This window comes from Amycolatopsis xylanica (genome assembly GCF_900107045.1).
Lineage (GTDB): Bacteria > Actinomycetota > Actinomycetes > Mycobacteriales > Pseudonocardiaceae > Amycolatopsis > Amycolatopsis xylanica.
Genome location: NZ_FNON01000003.1, coordinates 280353 through 304566 on the forward strand (window position 1 = coordinate 280353; position 24214 = coordinate 304566).

The following is a 24214-nucleotide window of genomic DNA, read 5'->3' on the forward strand; positions in this document are numbered from 1 at the left end:
TTCGGCGCGGCGTCTTCTCTTGGGATGCCCGCCACCGCACTACGGGCATGCTCGGAGAATTTCTCTGTCCTTTGAGGACAGTGAATGGTCACGGAACGGAACGGCGTACCGATCCGACCGCGAACACCGCCGACTTGGCCCGGCTGTCGACGGGCGTGACCCAGGTGGCGGCATAGCCGTCCCCCGCGCGCCACAGCGCCCAGCCGTCCGGGTGCACTTCCACGATTTCCGGTTTTCCGGTCATACCGAGGTCTGCCAGGCATTTCACCGCCGCGGCGAGCTGCGTGTCCCAGCCGGTCACGCCGGGATCGGCGGGCTCCAGCGCGCAGGCGACGGGCTCGTCCGCGACCACGGCCAGCGTCAGTCCCATCGCCCTGGCCGTCGCCACCTCCGCACTGGGGAGCCTCGGCCTGCCGTCCTCGCCGTACCGCACGTCGGCGGGGGTGCCGAGCGCCCTGCCGATGGCCAGCCGCGCCTGGACGCGTTCGTCCACCACGGCCAGGCCGTCGAAAATGGCCGGATCGGGCTCGACCGCGACCGCGCGGCTTCCGCTCAGCAGGCGTTCGAGCGCACGTTCAAGGTAGGCGCCGAGCAGCGGCGGCGCCCATAATCCGGCGTGCCCCTCGCGGAGCACGCGCAGCTTCAGGCCTTCCCAGTACTCGACGAGCTTCCCGCTCAGCGTGCGCACGGAGACGTCGAAGATGTGTTTCTTGTAGAGCTGGCCGCGTTCCTTCGCGTCCACCACGACCGGGAGGCGGCGGCTGATCGGCGGCGGCACGAGCAGCCGGTCGACGCCCTCGGCGAACAAGGTCATGTCGGGCAGGCAGCAGCGCGCGGCGTGCAGCACGGCGTCGCGCAGCTCGGCGTAGGGCCCGACCACGATCACCGCGCGCCTGGCGCTCACATGCCGGTAGTCGACGGTGCGCCGGAGCCGGTCGTTCTCGAACGACGCGGGCTCGAGCGGGACGCTGGGCAGCAGCGGGGCTTCGAACTCGGGAACCGCGAGCGGATCGGTCGCCACACCCCCACCTCCAGCCTCGACGAATGCCTCTCCCCACTGTCTCCCGCCCACCGCCCAGCGGTCTTCTCCTCCCGCGCCAGGTCCGCGGGTCGCCCCGGCCCGGCCGCGTGAGCGCCACGTTCGCAACCTTGAGCGTTGTGAGCGCCTCGTTCCCAACGTTGGGACGCCCGGGAACCTGGACGACACAAGGGTGGCCCTTGTCACGCCGAGCGTTACAAGGGTGGCCCTTGTTCCTTCGGCAAGCTCCCACGCCAGGCGCGGGATAAAGCGGGCTTTATCCCGCCTGGCCTTGCCTGGACAATCCCCGCGCCGCCTACCCGACCTTGGGGTCGTGGGCGCTTGTATGAAGGCTCCCCTCATACAGCCGCGTTGTATGAAGGCTCCCTTCATCAGACCAGGCTGGATGAAGGCTCCCTTCATCCAGCTATACGGGATGAAGGGAGCCTTCATACAAACGGCGGCCGCAGGGAGGGGTCGTGAGTGGTATGGCCGGTTAGAACCGGCCGTACCACTCACGAGTCCTTGATGGCCTCGAGGGAGGTGGCGATCTCGGCCGGGGAGGGCTGGGCCGCGACTGCGGCTGCCGCGCTCGCCGCGCCTTCGCCGAAGCTGACGTTCTCGAGCAGGCGCAGGCAGCCCTTGGCCAAGGTCTCGGGTGAGATCTCCTCGGGGCGCAGGCGGATGCCCGCGCCCGAGCGCACGATGGCCGCCGCGTTCTCGAACTGGTCGGCGAACTGGGGCAGCACCAGCTGCGGGAGCCCGGCCGCCAGCGCGGTCAGCGAAGTTCCTTGTCCCCCATGGTGGATCACCGCGTCGCTGGCGCGCAGGACTTCCGAAAGCGGCATCCGGCCGACGTGTTCCGCCACCGAGGGCAGCGGCTCCCAGGCCGCGACCGCCTTCTCGTCGGCGACCAGCACCGGGTCGAAACCCAGGTCCGCCAGGTTCTCCAGGGTCTCGGAGATCAGGGGCGCGAGGCCGCGGACGTCGATGTGGGGCACCAGGGTGCCCATGGTGAGGCAGATACGCGGCTTCGCGCGGGGCGCGAGCATCCAGCCGGGCACGGGGGCGTCGCCGTTGTACGGCACGTGGCGGATGCCGTGATGCGGCAACGCGTGCGGCAGGCGCAGGACGCGGGGCCACGGGTCGAGCACCCAGGTCGGATCCGGGAGGCGCTCGCCGAGTACCGCTTCGGCGCCGAGGCGGTACTCGGGGAGTTCGGCCACGCCCCAGTGCAGTTGCACGATCGGGATGTCGTGACGGGCGCCCGCGACCGGGCCCGCGAACTCGGCGCGGTCGCTGACGATGATGTCCGGGTACCACTGGCCGATCAGCTCGGTCATGCCAGGGAGCCCGCTCGCGGCCATCTCGCCGAAGACCATGCCGTGGCCGTAGCGGAGCCGCCGTTCGACCTCGCGCACGTCCGCGCCCGGCACGCCCAGTTCCGGCGTGGTCTCCGCCGCCAGCTCGACGAAGTCGGCGGGCGGCGCGGTCGCGGCGGCGGGGAGTCCGGCGCGCACCACGGACGGGACGTAGCTGGCGGCCGTGGCGACCAGGACCTCGTGGCCCGCGGCCCGGCACGCCCACGCGAGCGGGACCAGCGGGAAGAAGTGGCCCGACAGCGGCGCGGTGGTGAAGAGGACACGCATGGCTTTTCCCTGGGTAGAGAGGGTTGTGCGCGTTCCGGGCGGTTAGAACCGCCCGGAACGCGCACGAGTCCTACTTGCGGAACTGGCCGGGCTTGCGGCCTTCGCCAGCGGGGCCGCGGTAGGCCTGCGCGATGTCCAGCCAGTGGTCCGCGTGCTCGCCGACGGCCGTCAGCGCCAGGTCGTCGCGGTGACGGCGGCGCGTGACCAGCAGGCAGAAGTCGACCGCGTCGCCGGTGATCCGCTGGTCCGAGTCCTCCGGGCCGAACGTCCACACCGCGCCGGACGGCCCGGTCAGCTCGAAGCGGAACTCGACGTCCGGCGGGGTCAGTCCCCTTGCCTGGTAACCGAAGTCCCAGACCCGCACGGCGAACCCGGCGAGGAACTGGACGCGGTCGGTGCGCGGCCGCTCGACGCCGAGCGCGTCCGCGATGTCCTGGCCGTGCGCGAAGAGCTCCATCATGCCGGCGCAGGCCAGCACGAACGGCGGCAGCGGGTTGACCAGCCACGGCACCAGCTGGTCGGCCGGGACCGCCGCCAGCGCCTTGATCCCGGTGTCCCGGATGGCGCGCCAGCGGCCCAGCAGCGCTTCGGGCGGGTCGTTGACGAACGCCTGCAGTGCGGCGTTCACCGCGCCGTCGAAGTCCTTCGCGGCGCCCGCGGTCATCGCGGTGAAGCCCTCGGGGTCGGACGCGGCGAGGCCCGCGATCTGGAACACGAACGCGAGATGGCCGACCTGGTGGGCGACCGTCCAGCCCGGCGCCGGGGTCGGCGTTGCCCAGCGGTCCGCTTCGAGCTCGGCGAACAGCGCGTCGAACTCGGCGGCTTCGGCGGTCAGCGCGGCGATCACGTCTGTCACTTTTCCGTCCTCTCACTCGATTTCACGTCATGCAGCAGCCGTTTCCCGAGCGAACGGGCGGCGGAAAGACTCGCCCAGGCGACCAGTTCGACCAGCGCGCCGTCCGACGGCTGATACCGCCGGAACGTGCCGACCACCGACTCGTCGACCTGGTACGAAGCGATCGCGGTGAGCAGCGCGAGCCGCGCGGCCGCCCGTTCGCTCAGCGGCAGTCCCGCGATCGCGGGCTCGACCCAGGACGCGCTCAGCGCGGCCGAGGTGCCCGGCCAGAACGCGAGTTCGCGTTGCACGACCTCACGCACCCGGGCGGGCACGGACTCGCGCGCGGCCGCGTCGACCGCGGCGGTCGCGCGGGTGAACGCGGCCTCGATGGTCTCGTTTCCCTTGGCCCAGTCCAGATCTCCCGGCGGGGGCGCGTCGGGCAGCAGCACCAGTGATGCACCGGGAGAGGCGTCACTGGGCTTCAAGAATTGACCGAGCACGGCTCGGGCCACCCGGCGCGCCGACGCCGGCACCGCTGCTGGAAGCGGCGACGGACCAAGGAAGACGTTGACCATCCGGTTCAGGTAATGGAACGTGACCGCCACGCCGATGAGCTCGGGCAGCAGCTCGGGCGCCACCGACCCGTCTCCCCCGCGCGCCCATTCGGCCAGCGCCCGCGTCGACGGGTCCCCGATCTCCTGGTCGCCGGAGATCGCGGCGGCGTCCTCGGCCCTGCCGAGCGAGCCGAGCGCCATGCCGTGCACCTCGACGCAGTACGGGCAGGTGTTCGCCCGCGACACCGCCGAGGCCACGACCTCTTTGTCGGCACGGGAAGCCAGCCCGCCCGCGACCAGCGACTCGCGCAGGATGGTCCAGCTCGCGGCCAGCACCTCCGGCGCTGGCGAGTGCAGCGCGATCGGCGGGGCGAGCATGCCGAAGTCGCGCTCGACCTGCCGATAGACCTCGCCGACCAGGCCAGCCGCGCGACGCGGCGGGACGGCCGTGACGTACCGGACCTCACGCAGCGCGCCACGCAGCGCGAGCCGGATCGGGGTGGGCGCCATGATCAGCTCCCGGCGACCGTGACGGGCAGGCGGATGACGCCGTCGCGGCCGGCCGTCTCGCCCAGTGGCGAAGGCGCCCCGTACTTGACGTCCACGCCCCGCTCCTGCGCCGCGCGCACGATGCCCGGCACCGACCGCTCGGCGAGCGCCGCGATGGTCATCGCCGGGTTCACGGTCAGCGCGCCCGGCACCGACGAGCTGTCGGTGACGAAGATGCCGGGGTGGTCGCGCAGCTCGTGGTTGGGGTGCAGCGCCGAGGTGGCCGCGTCGTCCCCGATCCGGCAGGACGCCAGCGGGTGCACGGTGTACGCGCCCACCACGTCGTTGGTCCACGGCGCGACCGTGGCCAGCCCGTCCTTTTCGAGGATCTCCTTGCACTCCGCGTCGGCGAGCGCCCAGCCGCGGCGGGTGTTCTCCGTCGGGTCGTAGCGCAGCGGGCCGCGGCCGAGCATCTGCTGGGAGATGCGGTACGCGTTCCCGGTCGGCGGCGGGGTGCCGAAGACGCCCTCGTTGTCGTCCTCGGTCATCTGGAAGATCGTGAGCCACGAGGCCCACTTCTTGATCATTTCCTTCTTCTCCGGGCCGAACCAGGCAGGCGAGTCCAAACCGGGAACCTGCGCCAGGATCGTCCCGAGGCCGGGCGGGAAGTACAGCTGCTCCAAGGAGAACCGCTCGTATTCCGGCAGCGAGCCGTCGAGCTTGTCCCAGTTGGCGACCGTCGGGCCCTTGCCGATCTGGTTGGCGGCATAGGCTTTGCCGTCCTCACGGGACAGTCCGAGCACCTCACGCACCCGGTCCTCGTTGAGCACCGCGGTGTTGAGCCGCTCGCCGTTGCCGGAGAAGTACCGCCCGACGCCGTGCGGCATCTTGCCGAGCGCCGCCTCGGACCGCTGCAAGATGACCGGGGTGGCGCCCGCGCCGGCGGCGAGGATGACGATCTTCGCGTCGATCGTGCCGCTCTCGTGGTGCAGGCGGTAGTCCTCGTCGTCGATGATGTTGTAGTGCACGCGGTAGCCGCCGTCTTCGTTGCGCGTCAGCTTCTGCACCTCGTGCAGCGGGCGGATCTCGGCGCCGTGCGCGATGGCCGCTGGCAGGTAGTTCGTCAGCATCGAGCGCTTCGCGTCGAACCGGCAGCCCGCCATCATCCAGTTGCAGTTGGTGCACTTGGTGTTGTCCACCGCGACCGGCGCCGGGTTCGCGGTCCGGCCGGAGTGATTGCACAGCGCGCCCCAGAGCCCGCCCGCGTACGAGACGTCGCTCCAGTCCTGTTTGTACACCGGCAGCGACTCGGAAACCCGGTCATACCAAGGATCCAGTGAGTCACGGGTGATTTCGGACGGCCACATGCGGCGGCCGATACTGCCGTGGCGCTCAAAGACGAACTTCGGCGCGCGCGGCATCGCGGCGAAGTACACCACGCTGCCGCCGCCCACGCAGTTGCCGCCGAGCAGGCTCATCCCGTCGCCGACGACGAAGTCGAAGATCCGGGTGTACGACGACCCGAGCAGGAAGTCGTGCTCGAACTCCTCGGTCTTCACCCAGGGTCCGCGCTCCAGCACGGTGACCTTCGCGCCGCCCGCGGCCAGGTGATAGGCGGTGATCGAGCCGCCGAAGCCACTGCCGACGATGAGGACGTCTGTCTTGTCGGTCATGCCGGGCTCCCCGAGGGTGTCGTGTCGGGGTGGAGTTCCGCGAGTTTGCGGCCGTAGCCGTACTTCGGGAACTGCCAGAGCCCGTCCTTGGTGTCCGAAAGCGTCCAGCCCATCGCCGTCAGGCCGGGGTGGCCCTGCGCCAGCGCGTCCGCGGTCTTGAGGTGCGGCGCGCTGTCGAAGGACATGTTGCAGAACAACGCGAGCGCGACCCAGCCGTCCTTCTCCGGGTGGCCGGGCGCGGTGAGCTTGGTGACCAGCTTGCGCCGGTACTCGTACGGCAGCGCGACGAACGCGGGCACGTCGGTCTCGAGCTCGATCTCCGACTCCGCGGCGAACGTCTTGGCGTGGTTGTCCAGCGACAGCACGAGGTATTCGAGCCCGCCGGTGACGCCCGTGGCGGGCTCCTGCAGGAGGGTGAGCGCGCCTGCCTCCACCGCGCCGGGGCCGATCCCGACACCCGCGATCGCGCGGTCGTCCGGTGAGCGCTTCTCACCGGGCAGCACCGTGTCCGCGAACGCCTCCAGCGTCAAGGTCTCTTCTTCGGTCACCGCTCAGCTCCTCTCCTGCTTGTGCACGGTCATCGGCAGCCCGCCGCGGACCCGCAGCGACAACATCGCCTCCGGCACCACCTCGTAGCCGGGCACCTTCGCGAGTTTCAGGTCGCGGGCGACCACGGCGAGCACGAAGGCGGCCTCCATCAGCCCGAGGCTGTTGCCGACGCAGAACCGCGGCCCGGCGCCGAACGGGATGTAGGCGTAGCGCGGCGGCCGCGGCACACCCGGAGCGAACCGGCCGGGGTCGAACTTCTCCGGGTCCGTCCAGAACCCGGGGTGCCGGTGCATCGCGTACGGCACCACGACGACGTCCGACCCCGCCGGGATGCGGTAGCCGTCGATGACGTCTTCCTCCTGCGCGATCCGCGGCAGCAGCCACACCGGCGGGTACAGGCGCATGACCTCTTCGATCACCGAGACGGTGAACGTCAGGCTCTTCAAGTCCTCATAGGACGGTGGACGGTCACCGAGCACCTCGACGGCCTCGGCGTGCAGCCGCTCGCCGACCTCCGGGTGCTCGTCGATCAGGTGGAACGCCCAGCCGAGCGTGCTCGCGGTGGTCTCGTGCCCGGCGAGCAGCAGCGTGATCAGCTCGTCGCGCATCCGCTCGCGGTCGTCGGACCCCGAGGTGATCAGCCGGGAGATGACGTCGTCGCGCCCGGCCAGCTCCTCGGCGAACCGCCGCTCGACCAGCTCATCGGCGATCCGTCGCAGGTCGTGGCGCGATTCCCGGAACTTGAGCTGCTTCTTGAGCGGCAGCCACGCCGGGACCATGCCGAGCGTCACCGCTTCGAACATCGCCTGGTCCTGCACGCCCTCGAACGAATGCCCGAGCGACTCGTAGCCGCCGAGCTCCGCGTCGAGCAGCGTCCTGCCGAGCACACCGAGCGTCAGCCCGGTCATCTCGTGCAGTATCTCGATCGGCTCACCGTCCACTTTGGAACGCAGCCGGTCGGCCAGCGCGCCGACCTCGGCGGCGACGATCTCCGCCTGCCGCGCGATCCGCTTGGGCTGGAACACCGGCTGCAGGGTCCGGCGCTGCCGCTTCCAGGTCTCGCCGTCACTGGTGAGCAGCCCGTCGCCGAGCGCGGCCCGCGCCTCACGCAGGCCGATGCCCTTGTGGTAGTTGGCCGCGTTGTCGGCGAGGACGTGCTTGGCCTGGTCGGGGTGGTTGACCAGGTACAGCGACTTCGGCCCGATGGCGATCCGGACCACGTCGCCGTACGCCGCCGACTCGGTCATCAGCGCGAGCCGGTCGGTGAACAGCTTCTTGAGCAGCCCGAAGGTCTGACGGCGCGGCGGGCCGGGCGGCACGGCACGTGCCGCCCGGCTGCCGCTGGCAGTGGTCATGCCGCGGCCGCGTCTTCGCCGGCCTCGGCCTTCCTGGCCGCGATGGCCGAGACCGGTGCGGTCGCGATCTGCGTGCGCTTCTGCTCGGCCTCCCACGCCAGCCTGGACTTGGTGTGGAAGTGCAGGCCCCACAGGAACAGGCCGCGGATGAGACAGACGGTCGCGGTCGCCAGGAACAGCCCGTACGCCACGTGCACGGCGATGAAGAAGCCGTACGCGACCGCGATGCTCGCGCCGAAGAGGAACTGCGCCGCGGGCTTCGACGGGGTCGTGCCGGGGTCGGTGACCATGTAGTTCGTGTAGAGCACGAACGCGATGCCGGTGCCCATGGCCAGCGCGCCGGGGATGGCGGTGTCGAAGATCAGCCCGCGCACCACGGCCTGCACCACGAAGAAGCTCAGCCAGCCGAAGATGAGCCACATGCGCTGGGTCAGCATCGCGTTCAGCACGGTGCCCGAGATCAGGATGATGGCCACGATCAGCCAGCCGCCCCAGGTCGGGATGTGCTCGGAGAAGTGATACGGCGGCGCGATGGACGCCCACGGGAACACCAGCAGGATGATGGTGATGCCGAAGTTGGACGGGTTCATGTAGTGCCGCATCCGGCCACGCAGCGGGGCACGGAAGATCCACTTCGCGCCGACGGCCACCACGACCCCGAACATCATCACCCAGACCCGGTCGTTGACGTAGGTCAGCATGTTGAGCGCGAGGCTGGTGATGTGCGCGGGCAGCAGGAACTCGAGGAAGCCCTTGACCCCGCCGCCGCGGAACCGGACTTCCCGCTCCTCCGAGCGGGCGCCGATGATCTCCAGCACGATTTCGGTGGTGTAGCCGGTGGCCAGCGCGATGAGCGGCCAGGCCCACGGCTGCTCGAAGCCGAGGAACAGGTAACCGATGATGTTGAAGACGCTGATCGAGATGGCGAACCGGCGCAGTGCGATGGTGACCTTCGGATCATGCCCCTTCACGGGTGTCTGCGTTGCCATGCCGATCACTTCTCCTTGGCGACGGAGCCGAGCTGGACGCTGTGCCAGCCGGGGGTCAGTTGCAGGTCTTGCTGGTGCAGAGCGCCGGCGCGGTCACGCCACTGCAGGTGCACCTGCTGCGGCCCGCTGACGTCCCCGAGTCCGATGTGGACCTGGTTGGTGCGGCGGCCGGAGTGGCCGCTGCTGCCGTCGACGCGGTCGATGTACTTGCGGCCGTCGGCCAGCGTGACCGTGACCTCGGCGCCGACCGCGGGCGAGCCGTTCTCGTTCGTCAGGTTGAGCCCGATGTAGCTGCCCTGCGACTTGCCGTTGTTGTGGTAGAAGACCGGCTGCTCGAACTGGCGCGAGACCGCGAAGTCCAGCAGGCCGTCGTCGTCGGTGTCACCGGTGGCGATGCCGCGGGTGGGGACCGGGACGGCGAGGCCGAGCTTCTTGGCGATGTCGACGTACCGGCCGTTCTGCGCCTTCGCGAAGAAGTGCAGCGTCTGGTCACCGCCGATGTCGTCGCCGAGGCGCGCGTTCGGCCACCAGAACGGGTTGGACAGCACGCCGTCGTTCGCGGTCGCCAGCTCCTGCAGCTGCGGCCAGCGGTTGACCTGGCCCTTGACGAAACCGGTGGCCTGGGTGATCACGGACTCGCCGGAGTTGTTGTAGTCGGCGATCTTGACGTCCCAGCCCCAGCCGGACCACGCGCTGCCGGAATGGCCGCTGGCGTCGGAGAACGGCGCCACGCCCTTCTGGAAGTCCTTGGTCAGCTCGGTGTTGTCCTTCGCGTTGTTCATCCACTGGAAGTTGGACTCCTGGATGCCCCACGAGGTGGTGATGTTGCTGACGAACGCGTCGAACATGCCGTCGTGGTTCAGGTCGCCGAAGTCGACGCCCATGCCCTTGAAGGAGTCGTTGCCGATCACCTTCGACTTCGGGTCGCCGGGGCCCTTGACGCCGTTGACGTTGACGAAGTCGATGCGGCCCGGCTTGGAGATGTTGTACAGCAGCCGGTCGGCGCCGAAGTCGTTGGCGATGTAGAGCTCGGGCAGGCCGTCGCCGTTGAGGTCGGTGGCGCTGGACGCGAGCGTCCAGCCGTGGCGGCTGTCGCCAGCCGGGATGGCCTCTTCGGTGCAGTCGAACTTCGCCGTCGGGGTGTCGCCCGCGGTGGCGCCGACGAAGCGGAAGATGAACTTGCCGCCACCGTTGAAGGCGTGGGACATCGACTGGTTCATCGTGATGCCGCCGCTGACCCGGTCGTCGAGCACCCGGCTGCCCTCGGGGAAGTAGTTCCCGATGAAGATGTCGAGGTGGCCGTCGCCGTCGAAGTCGCCGATGGTGGCCGAGTTGGTGTTCCAGATGTCGCCGTCGTAGAGCCCGTTGGTGATCTTCGGGTTCGGCACCAGCTCGACCGGCTGGAACGCCTTCGCGTCCAAGGTGGTCGCGTTCGCCTTCTTCAGGAACAGCACCGGGGTGCGGCCCCAGTAGTAGGCGAGGATGTCGATCTTGCCGTCCTCGTTGAAGTCACCCGGCACGCAGCCCATCGGGGCGATGTACGGGTTGGTCGACGGCGCCTCCAGCTCGAACGGCGCGTAGCGCTTGTCGCCCGCGCCGGGGGTCGGGGTGACGACCACCTGGTCGGTGCGGGTGTCGACGAGGCACAGGTCGTTGTTCTTGCCGTCGTTGTCGAGATCGTTCATCGCGATCGCGGAACCGACCGAGGAGATCCACGCCTCGATGTGCGCGTACTCCTTGTTCACCGTGCGGACCGCCTGGTTCTTCTTGGCGGCGGGCAGCGCGATGGTCAGCGGCGTGAACGAGTACTCCGAAGCGACCTTGTCCTGGTCGGCGGCCGAGACCTCCGGCAGCTTCCCGATCAGGAACATGGTGGCGATCAGCGCGAGCGCCACGATTCCGGCCAGCTGCTTGTGAAGCCAGCGAAATGTCGCGGTCATTTTCCAACACCTCCCAGTGAAAGCACTTCGTCGGCGATTTGCCGTCGCCAGTATTCGAAAGCGGGCAGCTCGCCGTCGACCGGATCGTCGGGGCGGACGTCTTGGGTGATCTTCGCCGCGAGCGCCGATTCGAGTCCACAAAGGATGTTCGTGGCGAGCTCGGTGTGCGGCACGTGCAGCCCGGCGGCGATCCTGGCCTCGGCTGCGAACGCGCTGCCCTGCGCCAGCTGTCCACGATGGACACCGGAGCGGTCGGCGAGCAGTTCCAGCTCGGCCTTTTCGACACCGCCCGCGTAGGTGGCGGCGAGTCCGACACCGGCGTAGAGATCACCGTGGCGGCTCGGGTCGAACCGGTGGAGCATGCTGGTGACCAGCTCTGCGTCGGTGCCGCCGATGAACCACAGCGCCCGGCCGATGCCCTGGTCGATCGCCCGGTTCGCGTACGCCGAGTACTCACGGCTCGGCCAGCTGAAAGCCGGGTCCTGGTACTGCTGGTCGATGTACTTGGCCGTCTTGAAGTAGGCCTGGTGGAAGCCGTAACCGTCGAGCAGCAGCCAGCGCAGCAACGGGTCGAACTCCGTCGGCGACGGCCAGCGGAAGCGCGGCAGCCGCGCCATCGCCCAGCCGACCCCGACGTAGATCAGGTAGTTGTGCGGCGCGCCCGGTCCATCGAGGATCTCCGTGACCCGCTTACGGCCGCCACCGGGCAGCCCGTCGAGCATGCCGAAGCCCATTCCGGCGCCTTCCCAGGCGAACCCGCGGAACCGGGGCGGGATCTCGTCGATACGGGCCGCGGCGTCCGCCGGAATGCGCGCTTCGACCGCGTGCCCGTATCCGTCGAGGAAAATCTTCCCCACCGTCTCCAGCAATTCCTGAGCGGCCGGGCTCTTCTTGTGGAAACCGCGTTTGTCGAGAGAGGTTTCCGATACGTCCGGAGTAAGGATACGGCGCCGTAAAGCGCGCCAGCCTGTGCCCAACGCACTCGCCCCCTTTTTCGGGTTCGGATGATTTCTGCTTAAATGCTCACATGCGCTGGGAGGCGGTAGCGTCTTCACTCTTGCGGGCGGATTTCTCCTGAATTGCGAATTCAGCCGGCGAGCCGCTGCTCGCCGATCGCGAAGTGATCACGGATCCGTTGCCGCCAGAGCTCATAAGCGGGCTCTGGCCCCTCGTGGGCCGTGACCTCGGTACTGTCGGCGATCTCGCGCGCGCGATCGACGGTCAGCCCGGCCAGCACCCGCGCGGCGAGTTCGCTGTGCTCGGGCACGAACCCGGCGAACGTGCGCGCCTTGATCGCGAAGACGACGCCGAGGCCCAGCTCATCGTGGTGCGCGCCGGACGATTCCCGCAGCCTCGCGAGGCCGAGCTCGTCGCTGCCGCCCGCGAAGGTCGCGGCCAGTCCGACCCCGGCCCACAGGTCGGGCCTGCGCTCGGCCGGGAACCGGTCCACCGCGGCGGCGACGGCACGGTCATCGGCGCCGTTGATGAACCAGAGTGCCCGCCCAATCCCCTGGTCGACGGCGCGCTGGAAGTACTCGGGCGCGCCCGCCCACGGGTACGGCGCCGAGACGTGCTGCTCGTCGACCCAGCGCTTCGTGTCGAAGTACGCCCGGTCGAAGCCGTAGCCGTCGACCGCGAGCCAGCTCATCGTCGGGTGATACGGCACGTCGGTCAGCTCGGGCAGCACCTTCTTCCAGAGCACCCTCGGCAGCCTGGCCATCGCGAACCCGATCCCGATGTAGGCCAGGAACACGTGCTGGCGGCCCGGCCCTTCGAGCAGCTTGGCCGTGCGGTCACGCTTGCGGCCCGGCATGACGTCGAGCAGCGTGGCCGCCATCGTGGCGCCCTCGTAGGCGAAGCCGCGCAGCAGCGGCTCCACCATGTCGAGGCGCCGTTCGATCTCCCAGAGCTCCGGGCCCTCGATCCCCCATTCGAACCCCGTGACGACCGACTGCGGGATCGTCTCGAGCCTGGCGGTCGCCTCGGTGGGCGTGACCGCGAAGCCCCGGCCGGCGAAGCCGACCGAGGCCAGTGACGGGGCGAAGATCCGCTTGCGCAGTACGCCCAGCAAACTCGGCATGTTGATCTCGTTCCTTCGGTTCAGGCGACCGCGCGCAGGCCACCAGGGCGCGGGACAGCCAGGCGGTTGCCGTACGGGGACGACGGGGAGGCGAGCGTGATGGCGATCGGCGGGTCGGTCGCCAGCGGCGCCCGCATCGCGATCTTGAGGTGCTCCGCGCGGCCGTCGCGCACGCGGACCGAGTAGGGCTGCATCGCGGTCGAGAAGCGCGACTGCGACGGGCCGGTCGAGTGCTCGCCGACCGCCATGACGACCCAGTCGCCGTCGGGCACGCCCTGTATCTCGAAATCGGTCGAGCGGACGCTGACCTTCCCGGTGAACGCGACAGGGCCACGTTGCGGAATGGCCTCGGCGAACACCCCGATGAGCACGTCGGCGGGCGGCGCGCCCTCCGGCATCACGATGCGACCCGTGATGACCCCGTCACCGACGGTCGACGAGGCGCAGTTGCGGCCGAGGTTGCGCAGGGTCGACAGCGAGGGCAGCCTGCGGAAGTTCGGGGCCAGCGCCAGCAGCAGCTGGCCGACCTCGGGCTCCCGGTACTGCGTCGGCGTCATGCCGACCGCGCGGGTGAACCTGCTGGTGAACGTGCCGACACTGGAGTATCCGACGCTGCAGACGATGTCCGAGACCGTCAGCGCGGTGGTCAGCAGCAGGCGCTTGGCCTCGAAGAGCCGGATCGCCGTGAGGTACCGGCCCGGCGTCACACCGGTCGCCTTCGCGAAGACGCGCGAGAAGTGGAACGGGCTGACGAACACCTCCGAGGCGAGCTCGGTGAGCGTGATCGGATCGAAATAACGCGCGTGCATCGACGCGATCACCTGCCGCACGGCCACCTGCAGCGAGGTGGGCGCGGAACGAATTCTGGGATCTTCCGGTCGTTGCTCCATATTTATCAAACCTCGTCAAACCTCGAATTCACGGGTCACTTCTGCCGGACTCCAGATAACCTGCCGCCGATTTCGAGGCACTTGACGAGCAGTTGAGTTTTGCTCCGCAGGGAGCAAGCCTTGCGGGCGGTCGGCACGAATGGAGAACGGACCGATGACGGACAGTGAGTTTTTCTTTACCCTCCGCTGATTATGCTTTTTGTGAATTCCACAGGTTCGCGCAATCCCGTACACTGGCGGCGCGGTGTGGAACGGAGGCTGGGGAGTGATCCGAATACTGCTTGCCGAGGATATGCATATGGTGCGCGGGGCACTCGTCGCACTGATCAATTTGGAATCGGACCTGAGGGTGGTCGCGGAGGTCGCCTCGGGCGACCAGATCCTGCGCGCGGCCAAGGAATGCAACCCGGACGTGGCGATCATCGACATCGACCTGCCCGGCAAGGACGGCCTCACCGCGGCGGTCGAACTGTACGAGCACCTGCCCAGCTGCCAGACGCTCATCCTCACCTCACTGGGCAGGCCGGGAACCGTGCGGCGCGCGCTCGACGCCAAGGTCAAGGGCTTTCTGCTCAAGGACGCGCCGTCGAACAAACTCGCCAACGCCGTGCGCTCCGTCGCGATGGGCCAGCGCGTGATCGACAGCGATCTCGCGCTCGCCGCGTGGGAAGCCGACGACTGCCCGCTGACACCACGGGAAATCGAGATACTGCGGCTGGCCGCGCGCGGGCGCACCGTCTCCGACATCGCGGCCGAGCTGTTCCTGTCGTCGGGAACCGTGCGCAACTACCTCGCCACGGTCGTCACGAAGCTCAACGCGCGCAACCGGGTCGACGCCATCCGCATCGCGACCGAAGCAGAATGGCTCTAATACAGTGTTTTCGCGAACCGCACTCCCCCATAGCAGACCGCCGCGACTCACATGACGGCAAAAATCACGCCGCGAGCACACATTCCCCGCGCACCGCACGGCTTCCGGCCATCGTGTCGTCCATTTGTGCACGCGTGTCGTCCGTCTGCGTACGCGCGTCGTCCATCTGTGCACGCGTGCCGTCCGGGCCGGCGTACGCAGATGGACGACACCCGTACATGGATGGACGACACGCGTGCCTAGACGGACGACACGCGTGCGTGGATGGACGACGCGAGTTAGGTGACGGCAAAAATCACGCCGAAAGCACGCATTCGCCGAGCGCGACCTCCGCGGGCCAAGTAAGTTCCAACGCACGGTCGACGCGGTCACCGGCGTCGAGCGGCACGGCGTGCGCCGCCATGCCCATGGCCTTCGCGGTCAGATACAAGGTCTGTTGCAGCGCACCGAAATGCAGGAGCGCGGTCGAGTAAGCGGCCCCGCCGAGTGCCCAGGAGGTGCGTTCCAGCCTGGCGGTCACGGTGACGAGCGCCGCCGGGCGGCGATGGCCTGCTCCCGCCACCATCGCCATGTCCAGCACGGCGGCGAGGTCGGCTGGCGCGTCATTGATCAACGTGACCGAATGCCCGAGTGGATCATAATGAAAGATCCCCTGCGGCAGCCCCTGGCACCGGTCGATGGTCAAATACAATTCGAGCTCGTACAGGCAGGCCACCGAAAAATACGGCCGCTGCGAGGCCTCGTGGCTTTCCTGCGCGGGCAGATGGGCCGGTCCCACTGAGCGGACCCGCGCTGCCCGGAAGAGCAGTTCACCCAGCTGCGCCACGGTGATCGGCCGGTCGGGGAATCGCGGGCAGACGTGGTCGGTCTCCAGCAGCTCGGTCAGCGGCGCGTCCTCGACCGCGGCCAAGTCGGGCTGTGGCAACGAGAACCGCCTGCCGCCGGGCACCGGCTTGACGACCGGCGGCGCGCTCGCGCGTGGCCCGCGCACGGATTCCGGGCGGCCACAGGCGAGTCTCGTCCGGCTGCGCGCGTGGAACATCAGCTCGTGGTGACACCAGTGCCGCAGATCTTCGTCGTCGTCTTCGGCGAAGTCCGCGTCGGCGCCGTCGAGCAGCACGACGCCCGCGGCGACGAGGTAGCGCACCGCGTCGGCGACCAGCTGCTCGGCCAGCCCGGTGCCGGCGACGATGTCGTGGATCGTGCACGACTCGGCGAAGGCCGTGGCGATGTGCACCGCCCACGGCCGCGACAGCAGCACCAGGAACGGCGCGTCGGGGCTTTCCAGCAGCATCCCGCCCTCGCCGGTGCGCAGCACGGCGAACCGCGAGAGCCGGATCGCGCGGTCGGCCGCCACCGGCTCCGGCCGGAAGACCGGGCCCGGCCCGACCGGGATCACCGACAGCAACGGCCGTTTGCCGTCCGGCAGCCCGAGCGAGTGCACGACCGAACCGCTGAGCTGGCGCAACACCCGGCGCAGCGCCACGAATCCCGGCGCGAACTCGCCGAGCCACTGGGCGCCCGCGGTGACGTTGCGCAGGCTCACCGGGCCGAGCGCCATCCGCCGCAACGATTCCACCGCCAGCACGCCGGCGTCCTCGACGCCGAACTCGCCCCACCGCGTCATCACCACGAGCGAGCCGTTCTCCCCGATCTCCACCAGAGTGTCCTCGGTGAGCGACCACAGTGGAATGGTCGCGGGCGGCTCCGGTGAATCCATTTACGAACCTCTACGCTCTTTCACAGAAACAGGGGGAAGGGGTTGAGCTCCGAGTAGGCGGTCGGCTCGGCCGAACGGCCCAGCCGGACGGGCACGTCGAACAGCCTGCCAGGTGCGAACCTCGCCCAGAACGTCCGCATGCCCGGCACGATCACCTTGACGACGGGCAGGCCGACGTCCGGCCTGGTCTGGTCCAATACCAGTGTTTCCAGATCCCGCTCGCCGAGCTTGCGCACGAGCGCCTCCACGTCGTCGCGGATATCGGCACGATGTGCGAACCGGAAATCAGCGGGCTTGCGCGCGGGCACGCCACCCATGGGCAGCAGGTACGGCTGGTTCTCCACGGTCGCGCCGCGCAGCCAGCGACGGGCGTCCGGGTCGTCGAACTCGCAGTCGCCGTCGGCGAGCACGGCCAGCATCTGGTTCAGCTCGCTCACCGCGCGCCGCAGCGCCGTGCGCGGATCGAGGTGCGCGCCGAAGCCGAGCATGATGTTCTCGCTCGGCTTGCCCAGCTCGCGCGAGACCGCGACCATCACCGGCACGCCCACATCGGACGTGACGTCCAGCGCCCACAGCTCGCGCCCGATCTCGGCGTAGCGCTGGGTCATCTCCTCCAGCCACGGGTCACCGAACCCGCCGAGGTCGACGCCGGGCATCGGCGTCCGGTTGTACCACCACAACGCGACCGCGTCGCGCTCGATCACTTCCAGGGTTCCCTGCAGGATGGCGTCTTCCACACTGCTGCCCGCGGCGCAGCCGTTGGAATCCGCGCGCAGCGACCGGAGCCCGCGCTCGTCCGGCGCGCCGTAGTACAGCATTTCGGTGGGCAGCAAGCGATGCGTCTGGGCGCTCAGCGACCACACCGGGGTCCAGGCGAGCACCTTGTCCTCGTCGAACGGCTCGCCCACCCGCTGCATGACGCCGTGTTCGCGGTTCCAGGCCACCCGGTCGCGATACTGCTGTTCGGAGTAGAGCATGCAGTCGTTCGGGTGGATCGCGTGGGACCCGAACGACCTCAATGAACCGAAGACGCGGAACTCGTCGCCCTGATAACTGCCCGAAAAGCGTTCCACGGCCTCACAAAGCGCGCCGACCTCGGCGTCGAGCGCGGTCGCGCCCTTGCCGCCGTTCTCCCCGCGCAGGTTCGCGCGCAGGCTCGCCATCCCGGTCATCGAGCGCACGACGTTGACACCGGAGCGGTAGGCGTTGACGAAGGACGGGCTCGACTCGTCGCGGGTGACCTCACGCACGATGCCGGTGACCGGGCTGACCAGGTGCCGGTACTTCTCCAGCATCTGCACGGCGGTGAGCGTGCGGTGCCCGCCGCCGCCACAGCTGGCCTTCTTCGATTCGGCCAGCACCACCGGTTTCATCGCGTGCTGGGCCACCAGGTCGCGGTCGCCGCACTGCGGGCACTGCGGCCGCCGCTGCAGCTGGTGCAGGCGGCCGCGCAGGTCGAGCGAGTCGAGCACCCACACGCAGTGCTGGCCGGGATAACGATATCCCGCAAGCCATTTTGTCACTTCGAGCGAGATCAGGTGCGCCGCGGCGGAGGTCAGCGGCGGCACCGCCGAAGCGGGCCGGGCCGCCGGGCCCTCGTGCCCGAGTGCCGCCTGCACACAGGCTTCCGCGTGCCGCTGCCCCCACAGCCGGTTCGCCAGGCAGTGCCAGCACGCCGATTCCCCTGGCTGGAAAACGGGACCGAGCCACACCTGCGCGCCGACCGGCTTCGCGAGCAGCCACGGCCGTCCGGTCATCCGATGCGTCCGGTCGATCTCGGCGAGGCGCGGATCGAGGTAATCGTCGCACAACACCACGGAAACATCCGCGTCACCACCGGACACGCACAGCCCGCCGTCACGCAGCGCACGGTCCACAAGGGCCGCGTCGGTGCTGTCGCCGAGCGCGAGCACCTCGACGCGCGCGGACTTTTCCCGCTGCTCGGCGGCGACCGGGTCGACGCCGCAGGCATCCCAGTAGGCCAGCGTGCGCGCGTCGATGCCGGGATCGGCGGGCGAGCGCAGGGTGACGAGATCGGCTTCGACGAGCTGGGCCAGCAGGGCCGCGACCTGCTCGGTCTCCATGCCGGCGGGCTTGGCGCGCAGCAGTCCTTCGAAGTCGCGCGTGCCGTCCAGCAGTGACGCCAGCGCCGCGATCTGCGTGCCGCGCATGGCGATCACGCCTGTTTCGGAGAAGAGGTAGGCGCCGTCGCCCTCGCTGATCTCCGCGCGGAGGTGCCGCTTGAAGTCAAGGAACCTTGCCAGGATGCGCTTCCCCATGAGGTCATGGTGGTCGAGCCGCGACGCCCGGGCCAGCGAAACATTCATGTCCCGCCTATGGATTTCGCATACGGCGACCGGGGAAACGCACGAGTACCGCGATGGCACGGTCACTGGTACCCGGTTGGCCACTCTGTCACTGTCGGAAAGCACAGACAGCGGGGGTTCCGGCGATGGATGCATCTGGGGAGGCGCGGCGATGGACGGATACGCACCACTGCTGACCGAGCGCGACGAGTCGACACAGCCGGCGGTGCGGTTCAATGTGCTCGGGCCACTCGAGGTGCTCAAGGACGGCGTCGACTACGCGCCGACCACGCCGAAAGTACTGCGGCTGCTGGCGATGCTGGTGACCAGGCCGGGAAAGATCGTGCACGTCGATTCGATCATGCACGAGCTATGGGCCAATGATCCGCCGCGCACCGTGCGGACCACCATGCACACCTACGTGCACCACCTGCGCCGCTGCATCGAACAGAACGGCCTCGCCGACGACGCGGAGTCGCTGCTCGTCACCAAGCCGCCCGGCTACCTCATGCGCATCGACCCCGAGCAGGTGGACGTCTTCGGCTTCCAGCGGCTGCACCTGCGCGGCCGCGAACTGCTGCGCCGCCGCGAATACGCGGGCGCCGCCACCGCTTTCCGCTCGGCGCTCGACCTGTGGTCCGGACCGCCGCTGTCGAACGTGCACTGCGGACCCGTGCTTTCCGGCTATGTGGTGGAACTGCTCGAACAACGGCGCAGCGCGCTCAGCCTGCGCATCGAAGCCGAGATCCGCGGCGGCATGCACCTCGAGCTCATCGGCGAGCTGCGCACGCTGGTCGCGGGAAACCCGCTGGACGAAAGCCTGCACGGGCAGCTGATGCGGGTGCTCGGGCGCAGCGGCCGCCGCTCCGACGCGATGGCCTTCTACCGCCAGCTCCGCGCCCGCCTGAACGACGAGCTGGGGGTGGAGCCCTGCGACGAACTGCAGCTGCTGCACCACGAACTGCTGGCCGAGGGTGAACATGGCCGCTGAGATCCCTGACAGTCACAGGAAAGAGTGAGGACCCAAGTATGAATGCTCGTAGCTACGGCCAGTTCTGTGGCCTCGCCCGTGCTATCGAGATGATCGGCGAACGCTGGTCGATGCTCGTCGTCCGAGACCTGGTGCTAGGCCCCAAGCGGTTCACCGAGTTGCAGGCAGGCCTGCCGAAGATCCCGGCCAGCATCCTCTCGACCCGGCTCAACGAACTCGAGCACTGGGGCGTCATCCGGCGCAGGGTCACCCCGCAGCTGGACGCCTCCGTGGTCTACGAACTGACCGAATACGGCGGCGAGCTCGACCAGATCGTGCTGCAGCTCGGCATGTGGGGCGCCCGTTCGCTGACCGAGCCGTGCCCCGACGAGGTGATCACCACCGACGCGGCGATCTTGGCTCTCTACGGCGCTTTCCGCCCGGAATCCGCGCTGGACAAGCGAATCACCTTCGAGCTCAGGCTCGGCACACTCACCCTGACCGCGGTCGTCGCCGACGGTTCGGTCAAGGTCGCGGAAGGCTGCGGTGCCGAGACGCCCGACATCAGCATCGAGCCGAAGACCCCGGCCGTGCTCAACCAGTTGCTCAAGGGCGAGGTCAACGCGTCCGCTGCCATCGCGGACGGACGCGTGATCGTCAAAGGCGCACAGGAGTACCTGGAGACCTTTTCGGAGATCTTCCACGTCGACGCGACGCCAGCGCCCTCCGAGGGCCTGGTCGTCCACTGAGTATCCAGCCGGTCCCGTGCGGCCTCTTCCATATGACAAAACGCTAGAAATGCGCGCGGGACCGGCTAGGTGACTTCCCAGTGAGCCGCAGTCGGTTAAAATCCCCTGTGCCGCTCGCCCGGCACGACCTTTTGGGGGTTACGAGCGAGCTGGTGACTGGGGTGCCTATGCCGGACGAAGATCAGATCACGATCACCGCGCAGTCGCGGGGAGCCGCCGGGCCTGACCGGCGGCCTCGCCAAGCAGTGCACCTCGCCAACGCGATCGTCACCGTGGTGTTCGCCGGGTACTTCGCCGTCCAGTTGTTCAGCGCGGCCAAATCCGGGGCCAAGGGCAGCACGCTCATCGCACTGGCGGTGGTGACCGGCACCCTGGTGGCGATCCAGCTGTTCTACTTCGGCCGCCCGACGACCCAGCTGCGCTCTTCGCTGAGCCGTGGCGTGCTGGTGCTCCAGGCGTTGCTCGGCTACCTGCCGATCCTGTTGTTCGGCGGGGACCTGGACGACATGCCCAGCTTCCTCGCGGGCAGCGTCCTGCTGGTACTGAGGCCACTACCCGGCTGGATCACGTTCAGCGCGATCGTGCTGAGCATGATCCCGATCGAGATCTCGCTGGAGACGGGCACACTCGACCGGCTCTACGACGTCTTGGTCGTGCTGGTCACCGGCCTCTACGTGTATCTGCTGACTCAGCTCTCCCGGCTGGTGACCGGCCTGAACGACGCGCGCGCCGAACTCGCCGAGGGCGCGGTCGCCGAGGAGCGCCTGCGCTTCGCCAGCGACCTGCACGACCTGCTCGGCATGGGACTCTCCGCGATCGCGCTCAAGGGTGAGCTGACCCACCGGCTGCTGCGCCGGGCCCCCGAGCGGGCGAGAGCGGTGCTCTCGGACATGACCGACATCGCCAGGCGCACCCTGTCCGACGTGCGCTCGGTCGCGAGCGGCTACCGCGAGCTGTCGCTGGAGGGCGAGGCCAGGATCGCCAAGTCGCTGCTGGCCGCCTCCGACGTCGAGGCCGAACTCGACCTCGACCAGAGCGACCTGCCCGTCCAGTTCCGCACGGTGCTGACGACCGTGCTGCGCGAGGGCGTGACCAATGTGCTCCGCTACAGCGAGGTCAGCACCTGCCGGATCACCGTCCGGCAGACGGACGAGATGGTGTCACTCGACATCACCAGCGACGGCGACGCGCCGGCGGAGTCCGACGACGACTGGATCCCCAAGCTGACCGAGCGGGTCGAGGCGCTGGGCGGCACGGTCACCGTCGACCAGCGCGCGGACGGCACCCGGCTGCACACCCGGCTGCCGCTGCCCGACGAGCACGGGGCGAGCGGGCGGCAGGGGCGGTCCGGGCTTTCGGCGCAGGATCCGGATTCGCATCCGGGCACGAGGCAGACGCGCACCGCGGTCGCCATCGTGTTCTCCGGGATGTGCGTCGCCGCACTCGTCCATTTGCTGTACCTCACCAGCTCGCCATGGCAGATCGCGCTCACCGCGGGCTACCTGGCGGCGCTGCTGGTGCTGCAGCTGTCCTTCTTCACCCGCCCGACAGCCCGTCTGCAGTCCCGGCAGGGCTACGGGCTGCTGTTCGTCCAGGCCTGCCTGATCTTCCTCCCGCTGATCCAGCTGAAGGCCAATTGGGTGAGCCTGCCTGGCTGGCTGGCCGGCACCGCGCTGCTGGTACTCCGGCCGGTCGCGGGCTGGACGGTGTTCGCGGCCGTGGTCGCCGGTGTCGTCTGGGTGCGGGGCGGGTTCGCCGCGGACCCGCAGGGCATCGTCTTCAACGCCGTGGCCACGGTGAACACCGGCCTGATCGTGTTCGCGCTGAGCTGGATGACCAGGCTGGCCGCCGAGCTGGCGGCCACCCGCAGGCGGCTGGCCGAGGTCGCCGTCGCGGAGGAACGGCTCCGGTTCGCCCGTGACCTGCACGATCTGCTCGGGCTCAGCCTGTCGGCGATCGCCCTGAAGACCGAGCTCACCGACCGCATGCTGCCCGTCGACCCCGGTCGGGCGACGGTCGAGCTGGAGGACGTGCTCAACCTGTCCCGCGAGGCGCTGGCGGACGTGCGCTCGGTCGCCACCGGGTACCGCGACCTGTCGCTGGATCAGGAGTCCCGCTCGGCGCAGGCTGTGCTGGCGGCGGCCGAGGTGGAGGTCAAGATGGACCTCCAGCTGGGGGAGCTGCCCAAGCCGGTGACCACCGTGCTCGCCGTCGTGCTGCGGGAAGGGGTCACGAACGTGCTGCGGCACAGCAAGGTCGAGCAGTGCGACATCGCGGTGCGTCAGCTCGGTGACGAGGTCAGGCTCGACATCGTGAACGACGGGGTGGGCCAGGCCGCGCCGCAGCCGGGCACCGAGGTCAGCGGCAACGGGATCCGGAACCTGTCCGACCGGGTGAGCGCGCTGGGCGGGGAACTCACCGCCGCGGTGGCCGAAGACGGCCGGTTCCGGCTGCGCGCCGTGGTGCCGGTGTAGCCGTCTCAGATCCAGTCGGCGTCGCGGGCGATGCGGATGGCGTCGAAGCGGTTCTTGGCGCCGACCTTGGACACGATCGTGGTGAGGTAGTTGCGCACGGTGCCCGCGGACAGGAAGAGCTGGCCCGCGATCTCGACGGGATCGGCGCCGGCGGCCGTCAGCCGGAGCACCTCGATCTCACGCGGGGTCAGCGGGCAGTCCTCGGAGTCCCAGGCGGCGATCGCCAGCTCCCCGTCGACCACGCGGCGGCCCGCGGCGACCCCGCGGATGGCGTTGGCCAGCTTGTCGGCGGGCGCGTCCTTGAGCAGGAAACCGCCGACCTTGGCGGCGAGCGCGCGGCGCAGCGTGCCGGGGCTGCCGAGGCTGGTGAGGATCAAGGTGCGGCATTCGGGCAGGAACTCGTGCAGTTCGGCCGCCGCGCTCAAACCGTCCTTGCCGGGCATGTCGATGTCGATGACGGCGACGTTCGGTCTCGCCGCTCTGGCGGCGGGCAGCACTTCGTCACCGGTGGCCGCTTCGGCGACCACCTCGATATCCGCCTCGAGGCCGAGCAGCGCGACCAGGGCGCCACGCACGATATGCATATCCTCGGCCACCAGGACCCTGATCATAGAAAGCCCCCTCCGCTGAGAACAACATATCTAACACTGTTCCCGATGGGCGGGCATTCCCGGCATGGAACCGGCCGCCGACCGCCCTGGAGCACGGTCGACGGCCGGGGCCTTGGGGTTTCCGCTCAAGCCGCTTCGGCCATCGGCGGAACAAAACAGATGCAGTCGGTGACCGTGTTTCCCGGCATGCGCCAGTTGGTCCACTGGTCGAACCGGTCGATCTCGAGCTTGATGCCGGCGTCCCGGACATCACCGCTGTAGCCGATCTCCGAAAAGAAGACGTTCACTCGCTCAGACTTGACAATGTTCATCGGGAACTCCCCCGCCACTTCGTGAAACATTTGATTGACACGTTGAAGTGTGCTCGGCGTCACCCGCTCCCATCCAGTGGACGCCGCACCACCCGTTCGTGCCTTTCGCATGCTCCAAAAGGCCGCACCGTCAACCCCTAACGTGGTCACCTTTTCGATCATGTATTTCTCATACGGG

The 24214-nt window shown here is 69.0% G+C and carries 20 protein-coding genes; 4 read left to right on the forward strand and 16 right to left on the reverse strand.

Annotation, left to right across the window (positions count from 1 at the left end; translation table 11 throughout):
• Positions 1 to 88: 88 nt before the first annotated feature.
• The 12 genes from BLV57_RS15060 to BLV57_RS15115 all read right to left on the reverse strand — a co-directional run bounded on the left by BLV57_RS15060 (position 89) and on the right by BLV57_RS15115 (position 14024).
• Positions 89 to 1021: a hypothetical protein gene (locus BLV57_RS15060; protein WP_091289369.1), complete on the reverse strand. Its 933-nt coding sequence runs from the start codon at positions 1019 to 1021 to the stop codon at positions 89 to 91.
• Between the two features lie 512 nt (positions 1022 to 1533).
• Complete coding sequence (locus BLV57_RS15065) at positions 1534 to 2667, reverse strand: nucleotide disphospho-sugar-binding domain-containing protein (protein ID WP_091289370.1); 1134 nt, start codon at positions 2665 to 2667, stop codon at positions 1534 to 1536.
• A 70-nt stretch (positions 2668 to 2737) separates the two neighbouring features.
• Positions 2738 to 3523 carry a TIGR03084 family metal-binding protein gene (locus tag BLV57_RS15070; RefSeq protein WP_091289371.1) on the reverse strand — a complete coding sequence of 262 codons (786 nt, stop codon included), beginning with the start codon at positions 3521 to 3523 and terminating at the stop codon, positions 2738 to 2740.
• Positions 3520 to 4569 (reverse strand): carboxymuconolactone decarboxylase family protein, encoded by a 1050-nt coding sequence (locus BLV57_RS15075; RefSeq protein ID WP_091289372.1) that lies wholly within the window; start codon positions 4567 to 4569, stop codon positions 3520 to 3522. The genes BLV57_RS15070 and BLV57_RS15075 overlap by 4 nt, the downstream gene beginning before the upstream one ends.
• 2 nt (positions 4570 to 4571) lie before the next feature.
• Positions 4572 to 6221: an FAD-dependent oxidoreductase gene (locus BLV57_RS15080; RefSeq protein ID WP_091289373.1), complete on the reverse strand. Its 1650-nt coding sequence runs from the start codon at positions 6219 to 6221 to the stop codon at positions 4572 to 4574.
• A complete protein-coding gene (locus BLV57_RS43670; RefSeq protein WP_091289374.1) occupies positions 6218 to 6769 on the reverse strand; it encodes a DUF5987 family protein in 552 nt (183 codons plus the stop codon). The genes BLV57_RS15080 and BLV57_RS43670 overlap by 4 nt, the downstream gene beginning before the upstream one ends.
• A gap of 3 nt (positions 6770 to 6772) precedes the next feature.
• Positions 6773 to 8125 carry a cytochrome P450 gene (locus BLV57_RS15090; RefSeq protein ID WP_091289375.1) on the reverse strand — a complete coding sequence of 451 codons (1353 nt, stop codon included), beginning with the start codon at positions 8123 to 8125 and terminating at the stop codon, positions 6773 to 6775.
• Positions 8122 to 9114, reverse strand: a complete 993-nt coding sequence (locus BLV57_RS15095) for an enediyne biosynthesis protein (protein WP_091290365.1) — start codon at positions 9112 to 9114, stop codon at positions 8122 to 8124. Before BLV57_RS15095 ends, BLV57_RS15090 begins: the two co-directional genes overlap by 4 nt.
• Before the next feature lie 5 nt (positions 9115 to 9119).
• Positions 9120 to 11054: a CRTAC1 family protein gene (locus BLV57_RS15100; protein WP_091289376.1), complete on the reverse strand. Its 1935-nt coding sequence runs from the start codon at positions 11052 to 11054 to the stop codon at positions 9120 to 9122.
• Positions 11051 to 12031, reverse strand: coding sequence for a DUF1702 family protein (locus BLV57_RS15105; RefSeq protein ID WP_091289377.1), 981 nt, complete (start codon positions 12029 to 12031; stop codon positions 11051 to 11053). Before BLV57_RS15105 ends, BLV57_RS15100 begins: the two co-directional genes overlap by 4 nt.
• Positions 12032 to 12141: 110 nt before the next feature.
• The gene (locus tag BLV57_RS15110; RefSeq protein ID WP_091289378.1) at positions 12142 to 13134 is read right to left on the reverse strand and encodes a DUF1702 family protein; all 993 of its coding nucleotides are present in this window, start codon (positions 13132 to 13134) and stop codon (positions 12142 to 12144) included.
• 20 nt (positions 13135 to 13154) lie between these two features.
• Positions 13155 to 14024, reverse strand: a complete 870-nt coding sequence (locus BLV57_RS15115; RefSeq protein ID WP_091289379.1) for a helix-turn-helix transcriptional regulator — start codon at positions 14022 to 14024, stop codon at positions 13155 to 13157.
• A 265-nt stretch (positions 14025 to 14289) separates the two neighbouring features.
• On the opposite strand from BLV57_RS15115, the gene BLV57_RS15120 reads away from it, so the two are divergent.
• Positions 14290 to 14895, forward strand: coding sequence for a response regulator transcription factor (locus BLV57_RS15120; protein ID WP_091289380.1), 606 nt, complete (start codon positions 14290 to 14292; stop codon positions 14893 to 14895).
• A gap of 295 nt (positions 14896 to 15190) precedes the next feature.
• On the opposite strand, the gene BLV57_RS15125 is transcribed toward BLV57_RS15120, so the two are convergent.
• The gene (locus BLV57_RS15125; protein WP_091289381.1) at positions 15191 to 16615 is read right to left on the reverse strand and encodes a SagB family peptide dehydrogenase; all 1425 of its coding nucleotides are present in this window, start codon (positions 16613 to 16615) and stop codon (positions 15191 to 15193) included.
• A 20-nt stretch (positions 16616 to 16635) separates the two neighbouring features.
• Complete coding sequence (locus tag BLV57_RS15130) at positions 16636 to 18894, reverse strand: TOMM precursor leader peptide-binding protein (RefSeq protein WP_091290366.1); 2259 nt, start codon at positions 18892 to 18894, stop codon at positions 16636 to 16638.
• 199 nt (positions 18895 to 19093) lie between these two features.
• Here BLV57_RS15130 and BLV57_RS15135 point away from each other — a divergent pair, with 199 nt between their 5' ends.
• The 3 genes from BLV57_RS15135 (at position 19094) to BLV57_RS15145 (ending at position 23114) form a co-directional block, all read left to right on the forward strand.
• Entirely contained in the window at positions 19094 to 19912 is an 819-nt protein-coding gene (locus BLV57_RS15135) for an AfsR/SARP family transcriptional regulator (protein ID WP_091289382.1), read from the forward strand.
• Positions 19913 to 19950: 38 nt separating this feature from the next.
• Entirely contained in the window at positions 19951 to 20640 is a 690-nt protein-coding gene (locus BLV57_RS15140) for a winged helix-turn-helix transcriptional regulator (protein WP_091289383.1), read from the forward strand.
• A 167-nt stretch (positions 20641 to 20807) separates the two neighbouring features.
• On the forward strand, positions 20808 to 23114 hold the full coding sequence (locus BLV57_RS15145) for a sensor histidine kinase (protein WP_091289384.1): 2307 nt from the start codon (positions 20808 to 20810) through the stop codon (positions 23112 to 23114).
• Between the two features lie 5 nt (positions 23115 to 23119).
• On the opposite strand, the gene BLV57_RS15150 is transcribed toward BLV57_RS15145, so the two are convergent.
• Both BLV57_RS15150 and BLV57_RS42835 read right to left on the reverse strand, forming a co-directional pair.
• Positions 23120 to 23725: a response regulator transcription factor gene (locus BLV57_RS15150; RefSeq protein WP_091289385.1), complete on the reverse strand. Its 606-nt coding sequence runs from the start codon at positions 23723 to 23725 to the stop codon at positions 23120 to 23122.
• A 125-nt stretch (positions 23726 to 23850) separates the two neighbouring features.
• A complete protein-coding gene (locus tag BLV57_RS42835) occupies positions 23851 to 24198 on the reverse strand; it encodes a hypothetical protein (protein WP_143047064.1) in 348 nt (115 codons plus the stop codon).
• Positions 24199 to 24214: the final 16 nt, after the last annotated feature.